General features: G+C 62.1%; 17 protein-coding genes. 15 read left to right on the forward strand and 2 right to left on the reverse strand.

Translation table 11 applies throughout. The features are described from left to right. The first annotated feature begins 74 nt into the window (after positions 1 to 74). The 8 genes from atpE to F757_RS0105990 all read left to right on the forward strand — a co-directional run bounded on the left by atpE (position 75) and on the right by F757_RS0105990 (position 8,143). Positions 75 to 344 (forward strand): F0F1 ATP synthase subunit C, encoded by a 270-nt coding sequence (gene atpE / locus F757_RS0105955; protein ID WP_006050844.1) that lies wholly within the window; start codon positions 75 to 77, stop codon positions 342 to 344. Between the two features lie 135 nt (positions 345 to 479). After that, the gene (locus F757_RS0105960; RefSeq protein WP_013340940.1) at positions 480 to 950 is read left to right on the forward strand and encodes a F0F1 ATP synthase subunit B; all 471 of its coding nucleotides are present in this window, start codon (positions 480 to 482) and stop codon (positions 948 to 950) included. A 2-nt stretch (positions 951 to 952) separates the two neighbouring features. Continuing rightward, a complete protein-coding gene (locus F757_RS0105965; RefSeq protein ID WP_027210614.1) occupies positions 953 to 1,492 on the forward strand; it encodes a F0F1 ATP synthase subunit delta in 540 nt (179 codons plus the stop codon). Positions 1,493 to 1,547: 55 nt separating this feature from the next. Continuing rightward, a complete protein-coding gene (atpA, locus tag F757_RS0105970; protein ID WP_015004083.1) occupies positions 1,548 to 3,089 on the forward strand; it encodes a F0F1 ATP synthase subunit alpha in 1,542 nt (513 codons plus the stop codon). A 139-nt stretch (positions 3,090 to 3,228) separates the two neighbouring features. Next, positions 3,229 to 4,113, forward strand: coding sequence for a F0F1 ATP synthase subunit gamma (gene atpG, locus F757_RS0105975; RefSeq protein ID WP_027210615.1), 885 nt, complete (start codon positions 3,229 to 3,231; stop codon positions 4,111 to 4,113). A 127-nt stretch (positions 4,114 to 4,240) separates the two neighbouring features. Further along, positions 4,241 to 5,635: a F0F1 ATP synthase subunit beta gene (gene atpD, locus F757_RS0105980; RefSeq protein WP_027210616.1), complete on the forward strand. Its 1,395-nt coding sequence runs from the start codon at positions 4,241 to 4,243 to the stop codon at positions 5,633 to 5,635. 111 nt (positions 5,636 to 5,746) lie between these two features. Continuing rightward, positions 5,747 to 6,172: a F0F1 ATP synthase subunit epsilon gene (locus F757_RS0105985; RefSeq protein WP_020067428.1), complete on the forward strand. Its 426-nt coding sequence runs from the start codon at positions 5,747 to 5,749 to the stop codon at positions 6,170 to 6,172. A 240-nt stretch (positions 6,173 to 6,412) separates the two neighbouring features. After that, positions 6,413 to 8,143 carry an AMP-binding protein gene (locus F757_RS0105990; protein WP_027210617.1) on the forward strand — a complete coding sequence of 577 codons (1,731 nt, stop codon included), beginning with the start codon at positions 6,413 to 6,415 and terminating at the stop codon, positions 8,141 to 8,143. Between the two features lie 922 nt (positions 8,144 to 9,065). Here the strand turns inward: F757_RS0105990 and F757_RS0105995 are convergent. Then, positions 9,066 to 9,881: a transporter substrate-binding domain-containing protein gene (locus F757_RS0105995; protein ID WP_027210618.1), complete on the reverse strand. Its 816-nt coding sequence runs from the start codon at positions 9,879 to 9,881 to the stop codon at positions 9,066 to 9,068. Positions 9,882 to 10,095: 214 nt separating this feature from the next. On the opposite strand from F757_RS0105995, the gene hemE reads away from it, so the two are divergent. Next, a complete protein-coding gene (gene hemE / locus F757_RS0106000) occupies positions 10,096 to 11,196 on the forward strand; it encodes a uroporphyrinogen decarboxylase (protein WP_027210619.1) in 1,101 nt (366 codons plus the stop codon). Positions 11,197 to 11,670: 474 nt separating this feature from the next. Beyond that, positions 11,671 to 13,938, forward strand: coding sequence for a primosomal protein N' (locus F757_RS0106005; protein WP_027210620.1), 2,268 nt, complete (start codon positions 11,671 to 11,673; stop codon positions 13,936 to 13,938). Between the two features lie 347 nt (positions 13,939 to 14,285). Here F757_RS0106005 and F757_RS36080 read toward each other — a convergent pair whose 3' ends face one another. Then, positions 14,286 to 14,438 carry a hypothetical protein gene (locus tag F757_RS36080; protein WP_198021350.1) on the reverse strand — a complete coding sequence of 51 codons (153 nt, stop codon included), beginning with the start codon at positions 14,436 to 14,438 and terminating at the stop codon, positions 14,286 to 14,288. A gap of 304 nt (positions 14,439 to 14,742) precedes the next feature. Here F757_RS36080 and putA point away from each other — a divergent pair, with 304 nt between their 5' ends. The 5 genes from putA to F757_RS0106035 all read left to right on the forward strand — a co-directional run bounded on the left by putA (position 14,743) and on the right by F757_RS0106035 (position 26,322). Continuing rightward, entirely contained in the window at positions 14,743 to 18,681 is a 3,939-nt protein-coding gene (gene putA / locus F757_RS0106015) for a trifunctional transcriptional regulator/proline dehydrogenase/L-glutamate gamma-semialdehyde dehydrogenase (RefSeq protein WP_027210621.1), read from the forward strand. A 93-nt stretch (positions 18,682 to 18,774) separates the two neighbouring features. Then, complete coding sequence (locus tag F757_RS0106020) at positions 18,775 to 19,923, forward strand: branched-chain amino acid ABC transporter substrate-binding protein (protein WP_027210622.1); 1,149 nt, start codon at positions 18,775 to 18,777, stop codon at positions 19,921 to 19,923. Positions 19,924 to 20,289: 366 nt separating this feature from the next. Continuing rightward, positions 20,290 to 23,196 carry an aminotransferase class III-fold pyridoxal phosphate-dependent enzyme gene (locus F757_RS0106025; RefSeq protein ID WP_027210623.1) on the forward strand — a complete coding sequence of 969 codons (2,907 nt, stop codon included), beginning with the start codon at positions 20,290 to 20,292 and terminating at the stop codon, positions 23,194 to 23,196. A 38-nt stretch (positions 23,197 to 23,234) separates the two neighbouring features. Further along, entirely contained in the window at positions 23,235 to 25,058 is a 1,824-nt protein-coding gene (locus F757_RS0106030) for a fatty acyl-AMP ligase (RefSeq protein ID WP_027210624.1), read from the forward strand. A gap of 31 nt (positions 25,059 to 25,089) precedes the next feature. Beyond that, the gene (locus F757_RS0106035; RefSeq protein WP_035466369.1) at positions 25,090 to 26,322 is read left to right on the forward strand and encodes a cytochrome P450; all 1,233 of its coding nucleotides are present in this window, start codon (positions 25,090 to 25,092) and stop codon (positions 26,320 to 26,322) included. Positions 26,323 to 26,325 lie beyond the last annotated feature (3 nt).

Below are 26,325 nucleotides of genomic sequence, written 5' to 3' on the forward strand. Positions count from 1 at the left end.
GCCGTAGAAAGAATCGTAGTTTTTCAAATCCCAGTTCCAACCAGTTCTAAAAGACTTTTCACAAAGGAGTGATCATGCAAGCTTTCATCGCCAACATCCAGGGTCTGACCGCCATCGGTATCGGCATCATCATCGGCCTGGGTGCAATCGGCGCCTGTATCGGTATCGGCCTGATGGGCGGCAAGTACATCGAAGCATGTGCCCGCCAGCCGGAACTGATGAACCCGCTGCAAACGAAGATGTTCCTGCTGGCTGGTCTGATCGATGCGGCGTTCCTGATTGGCGTTGGTGTGGCAATGCTGTTTGCGTTCGCGAACCCGCTGCTGGCGAAGCTGGCAGGCTGAGGTTCCTCGGAAGTTTGCGCCTGAGCTATAACTAAAGGCGCAGGGCGGAACGGGCACTTGGGCGCTGATCGAGCACTGAATCGATGAGCGCCTTGCCGTTTCACTTTCCGAACTAGCAACGTTTAAGGAAACACCGTGAATCTCAACGCAACCCTGTTTGCGCAAATGGTCGTGTTCCTGATCCTCGCGTGGTTCACGATGAAGTTCGTGTGGCCGCCGCTGATCAACGCCCTCGACGAGCGCTCGAAGAAGATCGCTGACGGTTTGTCGGCTGCCGAAAAGGGCAAGGCAGAACTCGAAGCCGCACACAAGCGCGTCGACCAGGAACTCGCCAAGGCACGCAACGACGGTCAGCAACGTATTGCAGACGCAGAAAAGCGTGCTGTCGCAGTCGCTGACGAAATCAAGGCGCAAGCGCAAGCTGAAGCCGCTCGCATCATCGCGCAAGCGAAGGCCGACGCGGAGCAGCAAGTCGTGAAGGCGCGCGAAACGCTGCGCGGCGAAGTCGCTGCACTGGCAGTGAAGGGCGCCGAACAGATCCTGAAGCGCGAAGTCGACCAGGCAGCGCACGCTGACCTGCTGAATCAACTGAAAGCTGAGCTCTGATCATGGCCGAACTTGCAACCATCGCCCGTCCGTACGCAGAAGCGCTGTTTGGCGTGGCCGAAGCTGGTGACATCGCCGCCTGGTCCACGCTCGTGCAGGAGCTGGCACAGGTTGCGCGTCTGCCCGAAGTGCTGTCGATCGCCTCGAGCCCGAAAGTAAGCCGCGCCCAGGTCAGCGAACTGCTGCTGGCTGCGGTCAAGTCGCCGCTCAAGGACAACGCGCAAGCGAAAAATCTGGTGCAAATGCTGGTGGACAACCATCGCCTGCAATTGCTGCCGGAAATCGCCGTGCAGTTCGAAGAGTTGAAGAACGCCCGCGAAGGGGCGGCCGATGTGCTGATTACCAGCGCATTCCCGCTCGAAGGCGCGCAGTTGAACGACCTCGTCGCAAGTCTCGAACGCAAGTTCAAACGCAAGCTGAAGCCGACGGTCGAGGTCGATTCGTCGCTGATCGGCGGCGTGCGCGTGACGGTCGGCGACGAAGTGCTCGATACCTCGGTCCGCGCGCGGCTTGCCAGCATGCAAACGGCTCTGACGGCGTAAAGCGCCTCGCGCCAGGCGGCTGGCACGCAACAGAATTGACTATCAGGAGCGAATAATGCAACTCAATCCCTCTGAGATCAGCGAGCTGATCAAGAGCCGGATCCAGGGCCTTGAAGCGAGCGCAGACGTTCGCAACCAGGGCACCGTGATCTCCGTGACCGACGGTATCGTGCGTATTCACGGTCTGTCGGAAGTGATGCAGGGCGAAATGCTCGAATTTCCGGGCAACACGTTCGGCCTCGCACTGAACCTCGAGCGCGACTCGGTCGGCGCCGTGATCCTGGGCGAGTACGAGCACATCTCGGAAGGCGACATCGTCAAGACGACGGGCCGCATTCTGGAAGTGCCGGTGGGCCCGGAACTGCTCGGCCGCGTGGTCGACGCGCTCGGTAACCCGATCGACGGCAAAGGCCCGATCAACGCGAAGAAGACCGACGCAATCGAAAAGATCGCTCCGGGTGTGATCTGGCGTAAGTCGGTTTCGGAACCGGTCCAAACCGGTCTGAAGTCGATCGACGCGATGGTGCCGGTTGGCCGTGGCCAGCGTGAGCTGATCATCGGCGACCGCCAGTGCGGCAAGACCGCAGTCGCAGTCGACGCGATCATCAACCAGAAGGGCAAGAACCTCTTCTGTATCTACGTCGCGATCGGCCAGAAGGCTTCGTCGATCATGAACGTGGTCCGCAAGCTCGAAGAAACCGGCGCGCTGGAATACACGATCGTCGTCGCTGCTTCGGCCTCAGAATCGGCTGCCATGCAGTACCTGGCACCGTACGCCGGCTGCACGATGGGCGAATACTTCCGCGACCGCGGCCAGGACGCGCTGATCGTTTACGACGACTTGACCAAGCAGGCTTGGGCATACCGTCAGATCTCGCTGCTGCTGCGCCGTCCGCCGGGCCGGGAAGCATACCCGGGTGACGTGTTCTATCTGCACTCGCGTCTGTTGGAACGTGCTGCTCGCGTCTCGGAAGAGTACGTCGAGAAGTTCACCAACGGTGAGGTGAAGGGCAAGAGCGGCTCGCTAACGGCACTGCCGGTCATTGAAACGCAGGCAGGCGACGTGACGGCATTCGTTCCGACGAACGTGATCTCGATTACCGACGGCCAGATCTTCCTCGAAACCGACCTCTTCAACGCAGGTATCCGCCCGGCAATTAACGCCGGTGTGTCGGTGTCGCGCGTTGGTGGTGCGGCTCAGACCAAGGTCGTGAAGAAGCTGTCGGGCGGTATCCGTACCGACCTCGCACAGTACCGTGAACTCGCAGCGTTCGCGCAGTTCGCGTCAGACCTCGACGAAGCCACCCGCAAGCAGCTGGAGCGCGGCCGCCGCGTGACGGAACTGCTGAAGCAGCCGCAGTATCAGCCGCTGCAGGTGTGGGAACTGGCTATCTCGCTGTTCGCCGCGAACAACGGCTACCTCGACGATCTGGAGGTGTCGCAAGTTCTGCCGTTCGAAAAAGGCCTGCGCGAATACCTGAAGTCGAGCCACGCTGACCTGGTCAAGCGCATCGAAGACAACAAGGAACTCTCGAAGGACGACGAAGGCCTGCTGCACACGGCCCTCAAAGACTTCAAGAAGTCCGGCGCTTATTGATCCGCAAGTGATCCGCAAGGCATAAGCGGACCTCGAAGCGGCGTGCGCTGCATGTGAATGCCGCCGCGCTGCTTCGATCGCTTTGCATGGGACCCGGGTAAGCAATACGGCGCTCACTCGGGCCGACAAGGAGCAAGCAATGGCTGGAATGAAGGAAATTCGCGGCAAGATCAAGAGCGTGCAAAACACGCGCAAGATCACGAAAGCGATGGAGATGGTGGCGGCATCGAAGATGCGCCGCGCTCAGGAGCGCATGCGCGCTGCTCGCCCGTATGCCGACAAGGTCCGCGATATCGCTGCACACATGAGCCGTGCGAACCCGGAGTATCGTCACCCGTTCATGGTGTCGAACGAAGGCGCGAAGACGGCGGGCATCATCCTCGTCACGACCGACAAGGGTCTGTGCGGTGGCATGAACACCAACGTGCTGCGGGCGGCGCTGCAGAAGTTCAAGGAACTGGAAGGACAGGGTAAGACGATCGAGGCAACTGCGATCGGCACCAAGGGTCTGGGTTTCCTGAACCGCTTGCGCGCCAAGGTGGTGTCCAATGTCGTGCATCTGGGCGATACGCCGCATCTGGAAAAGCTGATCGGCGCGGTGAAGGTGCAGCTCGATCTGTACTCGGAAGGCAAGGTTTCGGCGGTGTATCTCGCATACACGCGCTTCGTCAATACGATGAAGCAGGAGCCGGTGATCGAGCAACTGCTGCCGCTCGCGGCAGATCAGTTCGAGCGCAAGGAAGAGCAGGGCGCGACGCCAAGCACCCAGTGGGACTACATCTACGAGCCGGACGCGCAGGCAGTGGTGGACGAACTGCTGGTGCGTTATGTCGAGGCGCTGGTCTATCAGGCCGTCGCGGAAAACATGGCATCGGAGCAGTCGGCCCGTATGGTCGCAATGAAGGCCGCTTCGGACAACGCGAAGACGGTCATCAACGAACTGCAGCTTGTGTATAACAAGAGCCGTCAGGCCGCGATCACGAAAGAACTGTCGGAAATCGTCGGTGGCGCGGCGGCCGTCTGACCTTGATGGTCAGCCATGTCGCCTTGCGTGCGCCCTTGAGGCGCACCGTCCAGGCAACCGGTCTGGGCGATTCCATCGAAACAGCGCCTTTGCGCGAGTGAAGAATTGAGTATCTAAAGGAAAAGCGATGAGTACTACTGCTTTGGTAGAAGGCAAGATCGTACAGTGCATCGGCGCGGTGATCGACGTGGAATTCCCGCGTTCGGACATGCCGAAGATTTACGACGCGCTCATTCTGGAAGGTTCGGAACTGACCCTCGAAGTCCAGCAGCAGCTGGGCGACGGCGTTGTCCGTACCATCTGTCTGGGTGCATCGGACGGCCTGCGCCGTGGCACGGTCGTGAAGAACACCGGCAAGCCGATCAGCGTGCCCGTCGGCAAGCCGACGCTCGGCCGCATCATGGACGTGCTGGGCCGTCCGATCGACGAAGCGGGCCCGATCGCAAGCGACAACACGCGCTCGATCCACCAGAAGGCACCGGCGTTCGACGAACTGTCGCCGTCGACCGAACTGCTCGAAACGGGTATCAAGGTTATCGACCTGATCTGCCCGTTCGCCAAGGGCGGCAAGGTGGGTCTGTTCGGTGGCGCCGGCGTGGGCAAGACCGTGAACATGATGGAACTGATCAACAACATCGCGAAGGAACACGGTGGTTACTCCGTGTTCGCAGGTGTTGGCGAGCGTACCCGTGAAGGGAACGACTTCTATCACGAAATGAAGGACTCGAACGTTCTGGACAAGGTCGCGCTGGTGTACGGCCAGATGAACGAGCCGCCGGGCAACCGTCTGCGCGTCGCGCTGACCGGCCTGACGATGGCTGAGCACTTCCGTGACGAAGGCCTCGACGTGCTGTTCTTCGTCGACAACATCTACCGTTTCACGCTGGCCGGTACCGAAGTGTCGGCACTGCTCGGCCGTATGCCGTCAGCAGTGGGTTATCAGCCGACGCTGGCTGAAGAAATGGGCAAGCTGCAAGAGCGTATTACGTCGACCAAGACCGGCTCGATCACGTCGGTTCAGGCCGTGTACGTCCCTGCGGACGACTTGACCGATCCGTCGCCGGCTACGACCTTCGGTCACCTGGACGCAACCGTCGTGTTGTCGCGTGACATCGCTTCGCTGGGTATCTACCCGGCCGTGGACCCGCTCGATTCGACCTCGCGTCAGATCGACCCGAACGTGATCGGCGAAGAGCACTACTCGATCACGCGCGGCGTGCAGCAAACGCTGCAGCGCTACAAGGAACTGCGCGACATTATCGCGATTCTGGGCATGGACGAACTGGCGCCGGAAGACAAGCTCGCCGTGGCGCGCGCTCGTAAGATCCAGCGTTTCCTGTCGCAGCCGTTCCACGTCGCGGAAGTGTTCACGGGCTCGCCGGGCAAGTACGTTCCGCTGAAGGAAACGATCCGCGGCTTCAAGATGATCGTTGAAGGCGAGTGCGACCACCTGCCGGAACAAGCCTTCTACATGGTCGGCACGATCGACGAAGCCTTCGAAAAGGCCAAGAAGATCCAGTAAAGGTCGGGTGGAACGAAGCGGACGCCGGCGTCCGCGCGGTAACTGCCAAGTGGCAGTTTTCGCACAACCGGCGTCTTCACTACGCTCAACCCGCCACAGGAGTCGACACATATGGCAACTATCAAAGTAGACGTCGTCAGCGCGGAAGAGCAGATCTTCTCGGGCCAGGCGAAGTTCGTCGCGCTGCCGGGCGAAGCGGGTGAACTCGGCATTCTGCCGGGCCACACGCCGCTGATCACGCGGATTCGTCCGGGCGCGGTGCGCATCGAGGCTGAAAACGGCGAAGAAGAGTTTGTGTTCGTCGCCGGCGGCATACTTGAAATCCAGCCGGGCGCTGTGACGGTTCTTGCCGACACCGCTATCCGCGGCAAGGATCTCGACGAAGCCAAGGCTGAAGACGCACGCAAGCGTGCGGAAGAAGCGCTGCAGAACACGGGCTCGAACCTCGAGTACGCAACCGCCCAGGCGGAACTGGCGTATGCGACGGCTCAACTCGCTGCGATCCAGCGTCTGCGCAAGCTGCGCGGTCAAAGCTAAGCAGCACGTATCAAAGAAAAAGCGGCCCTTGTGGCTGCTTTTTTTTGGCTCCGACTTGACGTTTACGGAAAGGTCAGCGAGATTGTCAGTCGCCGAACTGGCGGTCCAACTGCGGCGAGACCTGTGGCGCGAGGCGCTGGATTCCTGCGGGTAAGACTTGATGCCGGACGGGCGCGCGCCGGTGGCACAATCGGTTTCAAATTCATTTCAATAGGGCGATCTGCTCACGGAGACAGCACCATGGCAACGCAAATGTCAGGCGAAGGCGCAATCATCGAGCCGAAAGACGGACTTTCATATGTCCGCGGATCGACAGACATTCCGTTGAGCGAGGCGACCATCGGCGAGTTTTTGCGCGAGACCGTCGGGCGCTTCCCGGACCGCCCGGCCGTGGTGTTCCGCGAGCAGCGAATTCGGTGGACATGGAAAGAGTTCGCCGAAGAAGTCGACGTGCTGGCCGCTGGATTCCTCGCGCTTGGCATCGTCAAAGGCGACCGGGTGGGTATCTGGTCGCCCAATCGTGTGGAATGGCTGCTGACCCAGTTTGCGACCGCGCGCATCGGCGCGGTGCTGGTGAACATCAATCCTGCCTATCGGCTGGCTGAACTCGAATACGCGCTGAACAAAGTCGGTTGCAAGGCGATTGTCGCGGCCGAGCGCTTCAAGACGTCGATGTACCTGGAAATGCTGCAGCAACTCGCGCCCGAACTCGCGACGCACACGCCTGGCGAACTGCACGCGGCAAGGTTGCCGGAGTTGCGCTACGTCATTCGCATGTGCGACACCGAAACGCCGGGCATGCTGAGTTTCTCCGACGTGATCGAGCAGGGGCGCGCGACACTCGACGTTGCGAAGCTCGACGCGATAGCGGCAACGTTGTCCTGCCACGAGCCGATCAATATCCAGTTCACCAGCGGCACGACCGGCAACCCGAAGGGCGCGACGCTTACGCACAGCAACGTGGTCAACAACGCGCGTTATATCGCGATGGCGATGAACCTGAGTGAGCAGGACGCGCTGTGCATCCCCGTGCCGCTCTATCACTGCTTTGGCATGGTGCTCGCGGTACTGGCGTGCGTCTCCGTGGGCGCCAACATGGTGTTCCCGGGCGAGGGCTTCGATCCTGCGGCAACTCTGGCGGCCGTCGCTGAGGAGAGGTGCACGGCATTGCACGGCGTGCCCACCATGTTCATTGCCGAACTCGATCATCCGGACTTTGCTTCATACGACCTCTCACGCTTGCGCACGGGAATCATGGCGGGCTCGCCGTGCCCCATCGAGACGATGAAGAAGGTGGTCTCCAGGATGCATCTGAACGAGATCACGATTGCATACGGCATGACTGAGACAAGCCCGGTCTCATTCCAGAGCTCGACGACCGATCCGCTCGACAAGCGCACCACCACCGTCGGCCGGATTCAGCCGCATCTCGAGGTGAAAATCATCGATTCCCTGGGCAACGTCGTACCCGTCGGTCAAATCGGCGAGCTTTGTACGCGCGGCTATTCGGTGATGCAAGGCTACTGGGGCGACGAAGAAAAAACGCGCGAGAGCGTCGTGGACGGCTGGATGCATACCGGAGACCTGGCCACGCTGGACGCCGAAGGCTATTGCAATATCGTCGGCCGCCTAAAGGACATGCTGATTCGCGGCGGCGAAAACGTCTACCCGCGCGAGATCGAGGAATTCCTGTTCCGCCACCCGAAAATTCAGAGCGTGCAGGTGTTCGGCGTGCCGGACTCCAAATACGGCGAAGAAGTGTGCGCTTGGGTCGTCCTGCATGCTGGCGAGCACGCCACGGCGGAGGAGATCCAGCAGTTCTGTCATGGCCAGATCGCGCACTACAAGGTGCCGAAGTACATCCGCTTTGTCGACGAACTGCCGATGACCGTGACTGGAAAAGTGCAGAAGTTCGTGATGCGCCAGCGCATGATTGACGAGCTTAAGCTGCAGGAAGGGAAGACTGCCTGATTGGACGACGCACGGCGGTAGCGCTGCAGAAGGCCGCCGCAGAGCGGCCTTTCCATTGAAGCCAACGATGCGAATCCCGCGCGCGGGCACAACATCGATCAGATGCGAAATAGCCGGTAAAAGATGCTATCTTGCACTGCGCAAACGTTTGGCAAGACGAAAAAAAAGCGGGCCTGGAGCCCGCTAAAAACCACACGCTACGGGGTTAGCGCGAGGAGACCAAAGTAGGAACCGACTAAGACGACGACCCGGCGTCGACTACGGTCCCAGCAAGGATGCCCCTTCTCAGGGCTTCGGCATACGCCGACCGGCAAGTGCATCGTATCCGCTCACACCACGCACCCAGCCACATCCGTGTTGAAACCGTTGAGGGCATTGTGGGCGAATTACCTGGACAGCGCCGTAACAAAGTGTTTCAGGTTGTAACGCCCGCCAGATAAGGCGCTGCGGGATTTATTGCGTAGAAGAACCACGAAATCAGTATATTTTACCGATGACTGCAGGGCAATTTAATACGGTTGTTTAATGATATTCGCGAAGCATACCGCCGCATAAACCGTTAAGCCGATTCCGCATGAAATGGTTGCGTCCTCATCTTTTGGGTGGCGAATTGCCGCTGTTACAACTGTCTCAGGCGCCCCAGGATTTTTCGTTTGCTAACGTCGCACGGCAAATGCGCCGCAACATAGATCGGGCAATTCGCAGATCCACAAGGGGCTCGTTCACTGGCCGCCCTGAAAATGACCGCCGCTGCCTGGTCCAGAAGCTCAGAAAGCCTGGCGTTACACAATGTAGGCCACGCGCCGCCGCGAGTCCCGCCGGGGCGCTGGCTGCCAGTGCGCGCGACCAATGACGGGCGCTGAACAGGCACATCGCGCGCCTCGCGCCGCTCGCGACCGGCTCAAACCCCTCGCGTGTGACTTCACTTCAACCACTTATCGGTCACAGCCTGATACTCGCCGGTAGCCCGGGCCAGATGCAGCCACTGATCGACGTACTGCTGGAATGCCACGTCACCGCGTGGCAGCAGCCACGCTTTTTCGCCGTACTGGAACGGCTTGTCGGGGTGCACCGAGCAAAGTCCCGGATTCAGCTTTTGTTGCAGCAGGGTCTCGGACGCGTCCGTCACCATCACATCGGCCTTGCCAGCGAGAATCTGCTTGAAGATCGTCACGTTGTCCGGATAGACCGTCAGGTTCGCGTGCGAAAAGAACTGCTTCGCGAGACGCTCGTTGGTGCCGCCCGGATTCACGATCACGCGCGTCGCCGGCTGATCGATCTGCGCCACGGTCTGGTACTTGTTGACGTCGTCGCACCGAACAATAGGCGTTTTGCCGTCGACCATATAAGCCTGCGTGAAGAACGCGCGCTTTTGCCGCTCGAGCGTCGGCGACACTCCGCCCACCCCGATATCGCATCTCGCGACGAAATCGTTCATCAAGTTCGGCCATGAGGTCTTGACGTACTCTGCCTTCACACCGAGCGACTTCGCAAGCGACTCGGTCATGTCGATGTCGATCCCCTCGAACTGGCCATCTGTCTTGTAAAACGAGTACGGCTTGTAGTCCCCGGTGGTGCATGCGCGCAGTGTGCCGCGAGCGAGAATTTCGTCGAGCCGCGAAGCCGTGGGAGCAGTCGAAGCCGTGCCGCCAGTAGCGGACGCCTGCGCCTGAGCGGCGCCGCTATGAACCAGAACGCCCGTCAGCGCGCCGAGCAGTGCGAGTGCAACTTTGTTCATGGTGTCTCCTTTCGTTATGTGTTGTTGTGCAGGTTTGGCGGATCATAGCCCTCCAGGTTGCCGGTGAACATCGGTCGTTCGGCCAGGTTGCGTTAGGGCGGCAGCGTGCGCAAAATGGCTGAGACTATCGAGCTCCGCAGTTATTGCCCGCATCCAGCCAATGCGGCGGGCGTCCGTCCGGTAAAATGCCGCTTTGCCCTCAGTCGCACGCAACGTGGCCCATAACCTCCTGAACGACACCTTCCTGCGCGCGCTGCTGCGCCAGCCCACCGACTACACACCTGTCTGGTTGATGCGGCAAGCCGGCCGCTATCTGCCGGAATACAACGCCACACGTTCTCGTGCGGGCAGTTTTCTCGGTCTGGCGAAAAATCCGGCGTTCGCGACGGAAGTCACGCTGCAACCTCTCGAGCGCTATCCGCTCGACGCCGCGATTCTGTTTTCCGACATCCTCACGGTGCCGGACGCAATGGGCCTCGGCCTCGAATTCGTCGCCGGCGAAGGGCCGACATTCGCGCGCCCCGTACGCACGGAAGACGATGTGGCGCGCCTCGCGGTGCCGGACATCGACGCCACCTTGCGCTACGTGACCGACGCCGTGCGTGAGATTCGCCGCGCGCTAACGGACGCTCAAGGCCGGCAGCGCGTGCCGCTCATCGGCTTTTCGGGCAGCCCCTGGACCTTGGCCTGCTATATGGTGGAAGGCGGCGGCTCCGCGGACTTCCGCATCGTCAAGTCGATGCTGTATGCGCGCCCGGATCTGATGCATCGCATTCTCGAAATCAATGCAAATGCAGTCGCGGCTTATCTGAACGCGCAGATCGAAGCCGGCGCGCAGGCGGTGATGATCTTCGACACGTGGGGCGGAGCGCTTGCGGACGGCGCGTATCAACGCTTCTCGCTGCACTACATGCAGCGGGTCGTGAATCAGTTGACGCGCGAGCGCGACGGCGAGAAGGTGCCCGTCATCGCCTTCACGAAGGGCGGCGGGCTGTGGCTGGACGAAATCGCGGAGACGGGCGTCGATGCAGTCGGCCTCGACTGGACCGTGAATCTGCGCAAGGCACGCGAGCTTGTGGGCGGCAAGGTCGCCTTGCAGGGCAATATCGACCCGTCGGTGTTGTTCGCGCCGCCGGCGTCGATCCGCATGGAGGCGCGCGCGGTGCTGGACAGCTTCGGCAATCATCCGGGGCATGTTTTCAACCTCGGTCACGGTATTTCGCAGTTCACGCCGCCGGAAAGCGTCGCCGAACTCGTTGACGAAGTGCATCGCCACAGCCGCGCCATTCGGAGCGGCGCTCACACACCGGGCTAATACCGTAACTTCTACCGCTTTTTGTTGCATTGCAATGCGCTGGGCTCCGGGACTAAGGGAAATTCGCGGTACGCGGGCCGCCCACAGGCACTCTGGCAGTTGTCAAGACTTGACTTATACACATTCCTCACGTTGCGGCGCAGTAGAACGTTTAGTCGTGTCCCGACCCTTGCAAAGTGCTTGTTGGCATGATCTGAGCCTTGTCTGGCAAGGGTTTGACGGCTTCGGCGGGAAGTGTGCGGAACCCCACAGAAGGCCGCTGTGGCGCGGTTTTCGGGCCGTTCGGACGAAGTTCTCAACAAAGTTATCCACAGGCGCGCGGGGGCAAAACCAATTGTTCAGCCGAATCCAAAACTTAGCGCCGAATTTGAAGTTTTACTTTAACTTCGGCCGGGCGGCTCATCGCGGTGCAAATCTCGGTGCCCGCTGCGGCCCCATGACGCGGCTCGCCGCAGCGGGCAGTCACGCCGCCGAATGACGGACTCGTTCGTTCGCGTCGCGCTAGACCACCCGCTGCCGACTCTATTCGACTACCGCTGGGGCGCGTCGCAACCCGCCGTCCCGGGCACGCTGGTCAGCGTGCCGTTCGGTCGGCGCGACGTGGTAGGGCTCGTTTGCGAAGTGACTGCTCACAGCGAGGTTCCCGCCGATCGTCTGCGCGCAGTCAACGCAGTGTGCACGGCGTGTCCTCCGCTGTCGGCCGAATGGCTCGCGCTTGCCGCCTTTGCCGCCGATTACTATCAGCGCGGCCTCGGCGAAGTGGCGCTGCCGGCGCTGCCGCAGGCGCTGCGCGACGCTTCACGCTGGCAGCGCCTGCTGGCTCCGGAAGAACGCTACAGCCTGACGCCACAAGGCCGCGTTGCACTGCCCGAGGTCTTGCCGACCCGCGCCACGGCGCTGCGCAACCTCGCGCAGGCGTTAGCCGGCGCGGACTTTCTCCTTGCCGCCGACGCCCGCGCACTGCACCCCAAGGCCATCGCGACACTCGCCGCATGGCAGGCAGATGGCTGGGTCGCGCTCGCTCTGGTCGATGCTGCCACGGCGCTGCCCGCGGCATCCTCGACCGCATCGTCCACCGCTGGGCCGCCGCGGCCACCGCAAGCGCTCCCCACGCTCACCGGCGAACAGTCCGCTGCCGTCGAAGCTATCCGCGACGCGCGCGGTTTCGCGCCGTTCCTGCTGCATGGCGTGACCGGCAGCGGTAAGACAGAAGTGTATCTGCGCGCGCTCGCCGAGATTCTCGCCGCCGACGTGGACGCACAAGCGCTCGTGCTGGTGCCTGAAATCAACCTCACGCCGCAGTTCGAGGCGGCGTTCCGTGCCCGCTTCGCGGCGCTGGCCGATAGCGCCATCGTCACGCTGCACAGTGGCCTTGCCGAAGGCGAGCGGGCGCGCAACTGGTTCGCGGCGCACGCGGGCCGCGCGCGGATCGTGCTCGGCACCCGCCTAGCGGTGCTCGCATCGCTGCCGCGGCTCGCGGTTATCGTGGTCGACGAGGAGCACGATCCTGCTTACAAGCAGCAGGAAGGCTTGCGCTATTCGGCGCGCGATCTCGCGATCTATCGTGCGAAGCAGCTCGGCTTGCCGGTCGTGCTCGGCTCGGCCACGCCGTCGCTGGAAAGCTGGTGGCAGGCCGAGCAGGGGCGCTACACGCGGCTCACCTTGTCGCGCCGCGCCGTCGCGGACGCGGTGCTGCCTGCCGTGCGCCTGATCGATCTGGAAGACGAGCGCCGCCGTGGGCGCGCGTCGGTGGAAGGCTTGTCAGGGCCGCTGATCGCCGCGCTGAAGGCGCGGCTCGAGCGCGGCGAGCAGAGCCTGGTGTTTCTGAACCGGCGCGGCTATGCGCCGCAGCTCGCGTGCGATGCGTGCGGCTGGGTCGCCGGTTGTCCGCGTTGCAGCGCCTATGTGGTGCTGCACAAGCCTGAGCGCGCGTTGCGCTGCCATCACTGCGGCTGGGAGTCGCGCATTCCGCGCTCGTGTCCGGACTGCGGCAATGTGGATATCGCGCCGATGGGCCGAGGCACGCAACGGGTCGAGGAGACTCTGATGAGCGCGGTGCCGGGGGCCCGAGTGTTGCGCATCGACGCGGACAGTACGCGCCGCAAGGGCAGCGCTCAAGCGCTTTTCTCCGACGTGCACGCGGGCGAAGTCGACATTCTCGTCGGCACGCAGATGATCGCGAAGGGGCATGACTTTCAGCGCGTGTCACTAGTCGGCGTGCTGAATGCGGACACCGCGCTCTTTTCCCACGACTTCCGGGCGAGCGAACGCCTCTTTGCGCAACTCATGCAGGTCAGCGGCCGGGCCGGACGCGCCGGCTTGCCAGGCGAGGTGCTGGTGCAGACGCGCTACCCACGGCATGCGCTTTATCACGCGCTGGGGCGTCACGATTACGTGGGTTTCGCCAATTCGACGCTGGCCGAGCGACGCGACGCGCATTTGCCGCCGTTCGTCTATCAGGCATTGTTGCGCGCGGAGGGCCGCACGCTCGAAGCGGCGCTCGCCTTCTTACAGCAGGCCGCGGCGGAGCTCACGGGCATTCCAGTTGCCGAACGCGTGACTGTCTACGACGCGGTGCCGCTCACCATCGTCAAGGTGATGCATGTGCACCGCGCGCAGTTGCTGGTGGAAAGCGCGTCGCGCGCCGCGTTGCAGGCCACGCTGCGCGCGTGGCAGCCGCTGCTGCGCAGCTTGAAGGGCGTTCTGCGCTGGAGCCTCGAAGTCGATCCGCTCGACATCTGAGCGCCGCCTGATGGGCGGCATCGGCATCCGTCAATACCGGCAGCGACTGCGCGCGGTGCGAGCGCGGGCTCGCACCGAATTCGAATAACTCGCAGCCGGAAGGGCGACGCGCGCCGCAGCGCGCCTCGCCAATACGGCCGATGCGCGCGAAGAAGCATGCAGACCACGCGCCGCGAGTTGCCGGTAGCGCGCGGAAGACCTGTAGTCGCTGGAACAAAGCATGATGGATCTCCAGTTTTTGCTTCTTCGCGTTACTGACGGCAATGGCCGCCGGAATCCGCGCGCCAGCTCGCGCATAGCTGGCACGACCCAGCAGCGCCGCCGCGCTCACTTCTATGCCTGCTCGTCTACTCGTGCAGCGCAGCCTGCGCCTGACCCGCCGATTCGCGCGCTTCGGCTGCTTCGCGTTTGCCCGACCTGCCGGTCGCGCCGCGGATGAACAGCACGGCGCAGCTTGCGCACATCGCCCAGATGCCCAACACAACGAGCCACTTTTCCATTTCAGTCCTCAACCCCGTACCTGTTGTTGTGCGCGCCGTGAGGCTGCGCCCGCTATGACTTCTATAACGGCGCGCCGTCCGCTTTGATAAGGGCGCGACGCAAAAGAAATCGCGCCAGGGAAAATACCAATACTTACCGCCGTGTGCGGCGCCGCCGCCATTTGCCGCAAACGCCCACCAGACAAGGGTTACGACGGGGTGCAACCAATCCTGTGCGGCGGTTGCACCTTTTTATTGAGAAGCGTACGATTCGCCAACTTTTAGTCTTTCACCAGCATTGCGTCTGGTCTCCGAAGAAGGAAACATGGCTAGCACCACCCTTGGCGTCAAGGTCGACGACCTCCTGCGTTCCCGGCTGAGAGATGCCGCTACTCGCCTCGAACGCACTCCCCACTGGCTCATCAAGCAGGCGATTTTCGCGTACCTCGAAAAGATCGAGCAGGGCCAACTGCCGCCGGAACTGTCGGGCGCGGCCGGTTCGGCCGATATGGCAGACGGCGCAGCCGTCGAACAGGACGAGGACAGCGCGGCGCATCCGTTCCTCGACTTTGCGCAGAACGTGCAACCGCAGTCGGTGCTGCGCGCGGCGATCACGGCGGCCTACCGGCGGCCCGAGCCCGAGTGCGTGCCGTTCCTGCTCGGTCAGGCGCGTCTGCCGGCGAGACTCGCGGGCGACGTGCAGGCGCTCGCCGGCAAGCTTGTCGAGACGCTGCGTGGCAAGAGCCGAGGGGGCGGCGTCGAAGGTCTGATTCACGAATTCTCGCTGTCGAGTCAGGAAGGCGTCGCGCTGATGTGCCTCGCCGAGGCTTTGCTGCGCATTCCCGACCGCGCCACGCGCGACGCGCTGATTCGCGACAAGATCAGCAAGGGCGACTGGAAGTCGCATGTCGGCCAGGCGCCGTCGCTGTTCGTCAATGCCGCGACCTGGGGTTTGATGATCACCGGCAAGCTGGTCACCACCAACAGCGAGACGAACCTTTCGTCGGCGCTCACGCGTCTGATCGGCAAGGGCGGCGAGCCGCTGATCCGCAAGGGGGTGGACATGGCGATGCGCCTGATGGGCGAGCAGTTCGTCACGGGTGAGAACATTTCCGAAGCGCTCGCCAACAGCCGCAAATACGAAGCGCGCGGTTTCCGCTACTCGTACGACATGCTCGGCGAAGCAGCCACGACCGAAGCCGACGCGCAGCGCTACTACGCCTCGTACGAGCAGGCGATCCACGCGATCGGCAAGGCGGCCGGCGGCCGCGGCATCTACGAAGGCCCAGGCATCTCGATCAAGCTCTCGGCGCTGCACCCGCGCTACTCGCGCTCGCAGCAGGAGCGCACGATGAGCGAGCTGCTGCCGCGTGTACGTTCGCTCGCAATCCTCGCGCGCCGCTACGACATCGGCCTGAATATCGACGCTGAAGAAGCCGACCGCCTAGAACTGTCGCTGGATCTGCTCGAGGCGCTGTGCTTCGACCCGGAACTGGCCGGCTGGAACGGCATCGGTTTCGTGGTGCAGGCTTATCAGAAGCGCTGCCCGTTCGTGATCGACTACATCGTCGATCTGGCGCGCCGCAGCCGTCACCGCATCATGGTGCGCCTCGTGAAGGGCGCCTACTGGGACACCGAGATCAAGCGCGCGCAAGTGGACGGTCTCGAAGGCTATCCCGTCTACACGCGCAAGATCTACACGGACGTCTCGTATCTCGCGTGCGCGAAGAAACTGCTCGGCGCGCCGGACGCGGTCTATCCGCAATTCGCCACGCACAACGCGCACACCCTGTCAGCGATCTATCACCTCGCCGGCAACAACTACTATCCTGGCCAGTACGAGTTCCAGTGCCTGCACGGCATGGGCGAGCCGCTGTACGAGGAAGTCACCGGCCCCGTCGCTGCCGGAAAGCTGAACCGTCCGTGCCGGGTCTATGCACCGGTCGGCACGCACGAAACGCTGCTCGCCTACCTTGTGCGCCGTCTGCTGGAAAACGGCGCGAACACCTCGTTCGTGAACCGCATTGCCGATGAAAGCGTCGCGATCCAGGACCTGATCGCCGATCCGGTGGAAGAAGCGTCGAAGATCGTGCCGCTTGGCGCGCCGCACGCGAAGATTCCGCTGCCGCGCAATCTGTATGGCGCCGAGCGTCTCAATTCGATGGGCCTCGATCTGTCCAACGAGCATCGTCTGGCGTCGCTGTCGTCGGCGCTGCTGGCAAGCGCGAATCATCCGTGGCGCGCCGCGCCGATGCTCGCCGACGATCAGATCGCCTTGGGCAATGCCCGCGACGTGCGCAATCCGGCGGATCATCGTGACCTGGTCGGCACAGTGGTGGAAGCGACCGCCGAACACGTGAGCGCCGCCTTGACGCACGCGGTCGCCGCCGCGCCGATCTGGCAGGCCACGCCAGTGGAGGCGCGTGCCGATTGCCTCGCGCGCGCCGCCGATCTGCTCGAAGCGCAAATGCATACGCTGATGGGCCTCGTCGTGCGCGAAGCGGGCAAGTCGCTCGCCAACGCGGTGTCGGAGATCCGCGAAGCCATCGACTTCCTGCGCTATTACTCGACGCAGATTCGCAGCGAGTTTTCGAACGACACGCATCGTCCGCTCGGGCCGGTGGTGTGCATCAGCCCGTGGAATTTCCCGCTCGCCATCTTCATGGGCCAGGTGGCGGCTGCGCTCGCGGCCGGCAACACCGTGCTCGCGAAGCCGGCTGAGCAGACGCCGCTGATCGCCGCGCAAGCCGTGCGCATTCTGCGTGAGGCCGGTGTGCCGGCCGGCGCAGTGCAACTGCTGCCGGGCGACGGCGAGACCGTCGGTGCCGCGCTGGTTGCCGATGCACGCACGCGTGCCGTCATGTTCACCGGTTCGACGGAAGTTGCGCGACTCATCAACAAGACGCTCTCGGGCCGTCTCGATCCGGAAGGCAAGCCGATTCCTTTGATCGCGGAAACGGGCGGCCAGAACGCGATGATCGTCGATTCGTCGGCGCTCGCGGAACAGGTCGTGGCCGACGTGCTGCAGTCGTCGTTCGATTCGGCCGGTCAACGTTGTTCGGCGTTGCGCGTTCTCTGCCTGCAGGACGACGTCGCCGACCGCACGCTCGAAATGCTGACGGGCGCCATGCGCGAACTGAGCGTCGGCAACCCGGATCGCCTGTCGACGGACGTGGGCCCGGTGATCGACGTGGAAGCGAAGCGCGGCATCGACGCGCATATTGCCGCGATGCGCGAGAAAGGCCGCAAGGTCGAGCAGTTGCCGCTGCCGGAAAGCTGCGCACAAGGCACGTTTGTGCCGCCCACGTTGATCGAGCTCGACAGCATCGACGAATTGAAGCGCGAAGTGTTTGGCCCAGTGTTGCATGTGGTGCGCTATCGCCGCAGCCAGCTCGACACGCTGCTCGAACAGATTCGCGCAACCGGCTATGGCCTGACGCTTGGCATTCATACGCGAATCGACGAGACCATCGCTCACGTGATCAGCCGCGCACATGTCGGCAACATCTACGTGAACCGCAATGTGATCGGCGCAGTGGTCGGCGTGCAGCCGTTCGGTGGCGAAGGTCTGTCGGGCACGGGTCCGAAGGCCGGCGGCGCGCTGTATTTGCAGCGCCTGCTGTCCACCCGTCCGGCCGGTTTGCCGAAGTCGCTTGCGCAGGCGCTCGTCGCCGATGTACCGCAAGCGGCGGAAAAGGGCGACAATCCGTCCGCCGCGCTGAGCGCGCTGCGCGACTGGCTGATCGCCGAGCGTGAGCCGCAACTCGCCGCGCGCTGCGACGGCTACCTGTCGCACATGCCGGCCGGCGCAACGGCGGTGCTTTCCGGACCGACCGGCGAGCGCAACACATACACGCTTGGCGCGCGCGGCACGGTGCTGTGCATGGCGTCGACGGCAAGCGGTGCGCGGCTGCAACTGGCTGCCGTGCTGGCTACGGGAAATCGCGCGTTGTTCGAGGGCGCCGCGGGTGAACAATTGGTTGCGCAGTTGCCGGCGTCGCTCAAGTCTTATGCAAGCGTACGCAAGAGCGCTGACACACCGTTCGACGCCGTGCTGTTCGAAGGCGATAGCGACGAACTGCTGACGCTCGTGAAGGAAGTGGCAAAGCGCCCCGGCCCGATCGTGTCGGTGCAAGGCGCCGCTTCGCGTGCGCTCGAGAACGGCGACGAAGACTACGCGCTAGAGCGTCTGTTGACCGAGCGCTCTGTCAGCGTGAACACGGCAGCTGCCGGCGGTAATGCGAATTTGATGACGATCGGTTGAGCAAACCTCGACGGTTGAAGCAGTCATTAAAACGGAAGCGGTAACGGCGATCCCGAAAGCCGCTCCATCCACACCTGGTACCAAGGAGAAGATATGCAACACAAGATGAAACAGCTGGCAGGCGCAGCATTGGTTGCGGCGATGTCGCTGGCGGGGACGGCCAACGCTCAATCCACGGAAGACGTGAAGATCGGTTTTGCCGGTCCGATGACGGGCGCACAGGCTCACTACGGCAAGGACTTCCAGAACGGCATCACGCTCGCCGTGGAAGACATGAACGCGACCAAGCCGGTGATCGGCGGCAAGCCGGTTCGCTTCGTGCTCGACTCGGCCGACGACCAGGCTGACCCGCGCACCGGCACGACCGTCGCGCAGAAGCTCGTGGACGACGGCATCAAGGGCATGCTCGGTCACTTCAACTCGGGCACGACCATTCCGGCATCGCGCATTTACGCGAACGCGGGCATTCCCGAAATCGCAATGGCGACGGCGCCGGAATACACGCAACAAGGTTTCAAGACCACCTTCCGCATGATGACGTCCGACACGCAGCAAGGTTCGGTCGCCGGCACGTTCGCGGTCAAGACGCTGGGCGTGAAGAAGATCGTGATCATCGACGACCGCACGGCTTACGGCCAGGGTCTCGCCGATCAGTTCGAGAAGGCAGCGAAGGCGGCGGGCGGCACGATCGTCGATCGTGAATTCACGAACGACAAGGCTGTGGACTTCAAGTCGATTCTGACCAAGGTGAAGTCGGTCAATCCGGATCTGATCTACTACGGCGGCGCGGATTCGCAAGCAGCGCCGATGGCCAAGCAGATGAAGGCGCTTGGCATCAAGGCGCCGCTGATGGGCGGCGAAATGGTTCACACGCCGACCTTCATCAAGATTGCAGGCGACGCGGCGAACGGCACGGTGGCTTCGCTCGCCGGCCTGCCGCTGGAAGAAATGCCGGGCGGCAAGGACTACGTTGCGAAGTACAAGAAGCGCTTTAACGAGGACGTGCAAACGTACTCGCCGTACGCTTACGACGGCGCAATGGCGATGTTCGCAGCAATGAAGAAGGCGAACTCGACCGATCCGGCGAAATACCTGCCGGAACTCGCGAAGACGTCGATGCCGGCCGTGACGTCGTCGAACCTCTCGTACGACGCCAAGGGCGACCTGAAGAACGGCGGCATCACGCTGTACAAGGTTGTCGACGGCAAGTGGACGACGCTGCAAAGCGTGGGCGGCAAGTAAGTCTCCGAAATCTGAAGCAACGCCTCGCCGCGTCAGAATGGAGCGGCGGGTCGTGGCAAGTTGCTGGAAAACCCCGTGAGCGTATTTGCTTGCGGGGTTTTTTGTTTCTGTTGAACCCCGCGCATTCATCTCCGTTCATTCCATTTCCTGCAGCAACTCTTGCAGAGTTCTCAATTGGCTGATCTTCGTCAAGCCGTCTGATGTATTCCTAGTGGCCCCTGCGGTTATGCTGACCCTTCGATTCACCGTTACAGCGCAGATAAAACTTAGTACGACTACGCAAATAAATCGAATTCATGAAGGGATGAAGGCGCCGCGCACTTGTACGCCGGGCGCGTTTCGACCATATAAAAAAGGGCGGCCAGGATGTCGAATACAAACACAAGAGAAATCACCGCATGGCTGAGGGAATACACCCGTTCAAATTTTCAGAGCCAATGGGACGGTGCGAACACAAGTCTGGCCGATCTCGGAATTGATTCGCTCACTGGCGTGGATCTCATTTGCGCGTTGGAACGCCGGTTCGCTGTTTCTATTCCTGCAGATCTGTTGACGCTTATTTCCGCCTCAGACGATCTCATCGATGCGCTCGCAACCATGCGCGAGCATCGGCAAGGCGATGTCGCCGAAGCAAGTCTATATCAATCGTTTGTTAACCCCTGGCTTGCCGGAAAGCTTCAGCAACTGAAGATCGACCGCTCTTTCGTTCGTGCGCATGGGCCTTTTCTTTACGATGAGGACGGCGTGCAGTACCTCGACTTTCTGGCGCAATACGGGGCCGTGCCGTTCGGCCATCATCCGGACGAGATATGGCAGGCCGTGAAAGCTCTACACGACGACGGCGAGCCGGTCTTTGCGCAGCCCTCACTGTTGCCGGCTGCGGGGCGCCTTGCAGCGCGCTTGATAGAACTGGCGCCAGCCGGCCTCCGGTATGTGACGTTCACCAACAGCGGCGCGGAATGCGTCGAAGCGGCGCTGAAGATGGCACGACTCGCTACCGGTCGCCTGCGCATCCTCGGCACGCACAACGGGTTTCATGGCAAGACGTTCGGGGCTTTATCGGCAACCGGCAAGCCTGATTATCAGACGCACTTCGGATTGCCCCTCGCCGGCTTCGATCACATCGAATACGGTGACGCAGCCAGGCTCGACGAGCACCTCACAGCGCTTGCACAGCAGTACGCAGCTTTCATTGTCGAGCCAATCCAAGGGGAAGGCGGCGTTTGCGTTCCGCCTAAAGGTTACCTCGCGCAGGTCGAAGCAATATGCCGACGGCACGGCGTTGTATTGATTGTCGACGAGGTGCAGACGGGGCTGGGACGAACCGGCGCTATGTTCGCCTGCGACTATGAAGGCGTGCGTCCGGACATTCTTCTGCTTTCCAAAGCGCTAGGTGGCGGCCTCGTGCCCGTCGGCGCCGTGCTATGCAGCGAGGCGGTGTACCGCGAAAAGTTTGCATTGAAGCACTCATCGACCTTTGCCGGGAATGCTTTAGCCGCACGTGTAGGCCTTGCCACGATAGAACGCCTCGCGCGCAACCACGGCGAGCTATTGCAACAAATCCGCGAACAGGGCGCCTATCTCAAGCAAGGGCTTGAAGCGCTGCGTGAGCGCTATCCGCTTCTAATAGAAGAAATTCGCGGCCGCGGCCTGATGCTCGGTATTCGCTTCAGTTCCGACCGCAGCGGCTGGCCGGAGAACTTCCTTGGCATCGCGGCGCAAGAAGGCGAGCTCGCACAGTTTGTCGCCAGCTATCTGCTTAACGTCGAGCGAATCCGCTTCGCGCCGACGCTCAACCGTGGTGACGTGTTGCGGGTGCAGCCGCCGCTCACTGTTACGCGAGAGCAGTGCGATATGGCCGTCGAGGCGCTCGATCGAACGCTTCGCGTCCTGTCGACACGCGACACCGGACTTTTTTATCGCGCACTGCTGCGGCGCGAGGCTCCGTCAACGCAAGCCGTCGAGACAGCAAGCCCGGCGCTGGAGCGTACTTCCACCGCAGCGGTCAAAACCTCGCCGCACGTGTCGGTGCCTCTGGACACGCATCGCTTCGCATTTCTGCTCCATCCGCTCGACGCCCAAAGCTACGCAGACTATGACATCAGCCTGCGAGCGCTCGATGCAGAGGAGCTCGCCGAGTTCGAGCAAAGCATGGACGGCATGGTCGATCCGGTAGTCGGCTCCACTGTCGATATCCGCTCCGCTACCGGAGCGCATGCGCGTGGTGACTTCATCATGATCAGCCACACCGCCGCTCAACTGAGGCGACTCTCGCAACGCGATGCAGTCGTGGCGCTGCAACAGGCCGTCGCGCTCGCTCACGCGCGGGGTGCACAGATTGTCGGGCTCGGTGCCTACACGTCTGTCGTGAGCGGAGGGGGCGCCCAGTTGCTCAACTCGGAGGTGCCGTTGACATCGGGCAACTCCTACACCGTTGCCGCTGGCATCGAGGCGCTAGACGATGCCATTGTGCGTATCGGACAACGGTGGGACACCCGCACGGCTGCGGTCGTCGGCGCAGCTGGCGCGATCGGCGCGTGTATGGCAGTTTTGCTTTCGCGGCGTGCGCAACGGATTATTCTCGTCGGCAATCCGGCTCATACGAGGGTAATCGGCCGCGCGCGCCTTTTAGGCACCGCCCGGATGATTATCGAGGACGCCCTCGCCGCGCCGTTCGGCGCCGCTCATGACGGCTCCGTCGCCGCACACATCGTCAACGCAGTGAGGGGCTCTCTCCCTGCGAACGCTGACTCGCTCATCGCACAGATGGAGGCAGACGGCGTGCTCGTGCTGAGCGCAGATATCTCGTCGTTGCGTGACGCGAATGTGGTGCTTGCTGCGACCAGTTTTCCGGGCGAAGTCGTCCCCGCCGATGCACTCAGTTCGGGTGCGGTTGTTTGCGACATATCGAGACCTCGCTCAATTCCTGCATCGCTCGCGGAAGGTCGTGACGACATTCTCGTCATCGACGGCGGGATCATCGCTCTGCCAGGTGCACCGCGAATTGGTCCTTATGGGATAGCCCCAGGTACTTCCTACGCCTGCATGGCAGAGACGATATTGCTTGCACTCGAAGGACGGTTCGAGAACGTAAGTATCGGCAGCACCTTGAGCATCGCGGAAATCGCGCGGCAACAGGAGTTGGCCAGGAAGCATGGTTTCTCGCTCGCAGGTCTACAGAGTTTTGGCCGCACGCTCGCCGATTCCGTATTGCAACGGTACATGCAGTGCACGCGCGAGCCGGCATTCGACAACACGGTCGAACTCGCCTGAGCCTTCCTGCCTACCGCCCTAACTTCCGTGGATTCTTTATGAGTATTCAACTTGCCCCACTGGAACTATTGGTTCCAGCAAGCCCCTACAAAAGTTCGAGTCTCGCGGATGTGGCTCGTGACTATGCACATATCGCACCGTCAGCCACGCCGTTCACTTTCGTCGACTTCTCGTTTGCCGAACCGCAGGATCGTGCAATCACCTACGCGCAACTCGACGAGAGGGCCCGTCGCATCGCCGCACTGCTTCAAATGACCGGCAAGATCGGCGACCGCGTGCTGTTGCTCTACCCGGCGGGGCTTGATTACCTGTGCGCGCTGTTTGGTTGCCTTTATGCAGGCATGGTGGCGGTGCCCTCCTATCCACCGCTCAATCCGCGTCTGCGTGACCGTTTGTGCTCGGTTGCCGCGGATTGCGGTGCAACTGCCGCATTGACCACTGCGGCAACCCTCACGCAATGCGGCGAAGCGGTGAATGCGCTGCCTACGCTGCGTTGGCTTGCATCCGACGGCGCGCTCGATCACCTCGAAGGCGAATGGTGCGATCCGTTGGTATCTCGCGAACATATTGCCATTCCGCAGTACACGTCTGGCTCCACCGGCACGCCGAAGGGCGTCGTGGTCACGCACCGTAACCTGCTCAACAACGTCTATCTCATCGCGCTGCATCTCCAGTTCAGGCCCGGCGATCATCACCTGACGTGGCTGCCGCCTTATCACGACATGGGGCTCATTGGCGCGCTGCTGGGTTCCTTCTGCGCCGGCGTCACGGTGAGTTTCATGGCGCCTGCGGCGTTCCTGCGGCGTCCCGAGCGTTGGTTCAGCGAACTTTCAAAGCGGCGTTGCACCGTGAGCGGCGCGCCGAACTTCGCGTACGAGTTGTGTATCGACAAGGTGCCGGACGAGGCTTTGCGCGAGTTCGACCTCTCTTGTTGGCAACTCGCTTATTCAGGCGCGGAGCCCGTGCGAGCCGACACGCTGACACGTTTCGCTGCGCGCTTCGGTCAATGCGGATTCAACCGGCATGCTTTCTATCCGTGTTACGGCATGGCCGAGACCACGCTTTTTGTCACCGGCAAGCGGCGCGACGAAGCGCCTCGCACCAAATGGGTGGACAGCGTTGCCTATGCAAACGAAGGGCGCGCGATTGCCTGTGAACCATCGGGTACCGGCGTGCCCGCACGCGAATTCGTGAGTTGCGGCGAGACGGCTGTAGACCTCGATGTGCGGATTGTCGCGGTGGAGAGCAGGCAGGAACTTCCCGCGGGTCGCGTCGGCGAGATATGGGTGGCGGGCGCGTCGGTGACGGCTGGGTACTGGCAACGCGAAGAAGAGACAGCCGCTGCGTTCAACACACGTCTTGCCGGCCGTTCCGAAGCCTATCTGCGTACCGGCGACCTGGGGTTCATGGACCAAGGCCAACTGTACGTAAGCGGTCGGCTCAAGGACTTGATCATCATTCGCGGCGTCAATCATTATCCGCACGACATCGAACATGCCGTCGACGAGTGCCACGATGCGGTCCGTCCAGGCTGTGGAATCGCGTTTAGCGTCGGCGTCCGCAACGACGAACAGCTGGTGTTCGTGCAGGAGGTGGGCCGCCGCGACGAACTGCGCGCCGACGAGATCATCTCCTGCATGCGCGGCGCGATCTATACGCATCACGGCATCCAGCCCTATGCGGTTGTGCTGATCGCTAATGGAAGCATTCCAAAAACGACGAGCGGCAAGCTGTCGCGCCGGCCTTGCCGTCAGCAGTTTCTGGAGGGCCGTCTGCAAGTGGTGTCGCAATGGATTAACGCGGCATTTACAGGCGAAAACGCCGCTGACGCCACCCATACCACGGCCACAGTCGCCGCCTGAAGCGCTGCTTCAATAGGAGGTTTTGATGTCTATGTCCCTGATGCAGCCGGCTGCCTTCGCGCCGGCGTTCGACCCGCTTGTCCCCCATCCCGCTCATGTGCGCGATCCCTACCGCGTCTATGCGCAACTGCGCGAGCACGCGCCGATGTACCGGTCGCCGCACGGCGTATGGATAGCGAGCAGGTATGCCGAGGTAGCGTTCATGCTGAAGGACGCCCGTTTCGGCCGCGGCTATTTTTACTTCGAAAATCTCGCGCACCGTCTCGGCGCGGGCATTGTTGAACAGCCGGTGTATTCGTCCGCGCGCAACATGATGGTGATGAAAGACGGCCGCGATCATCTACGCCTGCGCGAAGTCGTGGCGCGGTCCTTTTTGCCTCGACGGATCGAGGCGATGCGTCCGTTCATGTTGTCGGTTATGTACGAGCTCATCGAAGCGGCACGTAAGAAGCCCACCTTCGACGTGATGCTCGATCTCGCCTTTCCGCTTCCTAGTGCAGTGATCTGTCACATGATCGGCGTTCCGAAAGAAGACTGGCAGAAGTTCTGCCAGCGCAAGGCCAACGGTTCGCGCGCCCTGGAGCCTGCGCCCTTGAGCCCGCTTGAGATGTTCGAGCAGAACGAAGCTGTCAACGAGGCTCGCCAATATTTTGAATGGCTGCTCGAACTGCGCCGACAGCACCCGGGCGATGACCTTACCTCTCAACTTGCCGCGGCCGAAAACGCCGGTTTGATCACACGAGCGGAGGCCGTGGACAACCTGCGGATGATGTTCGTGGGCGGTCAGGAAACCACGGTGAACACGATTGGCAACGGTCTTCTCGCGCTCTACCGCAACCCTGAGCAACTGCATGCGCTCCGGAACGACCTGACGCTGCTGCCTCGCGCCGTAAGCGAGATGGTGCGCTACGACTCTGCCGTTCAGATGACGCCCCGGCAGGCTCGCGAAGACGTCGAGGTTGCCGGGGCGTCCATCCGATCCGGCGAGACGATCCTTTGCATTCTCGCGTCGGCCAACCGCGACGCAGCGGCGTGGCCAGACGCTGACCGCTTCGACGTGACGCGCACCGGCAACCACCCGCTCTCTTTTGGCGGCGGCCCACATTACTGCCTCGGCGCGCACCTGGGGCAAGTGGAGGCCGAGGTAGCTCTGCGAGCCATTTTTGAGCATCTGCCAAACCTCCAGCCAGATATCGAGGAGCCACGTTGGCTGCCGGGCACGGTGGTATTCCGTGGACTGCAAACGCTGCCGGCTACAGCGTAAGAG

Source organism: Burkholderia sp. WSM2232 (genome assembly GCF_000472545.1).
Taxonomy (GTDB): Bacteria; Pseudomonadota; Gammaproteobacteria; order Burkholderiales; family Burkholderiaceae; genus Paraburkholderia.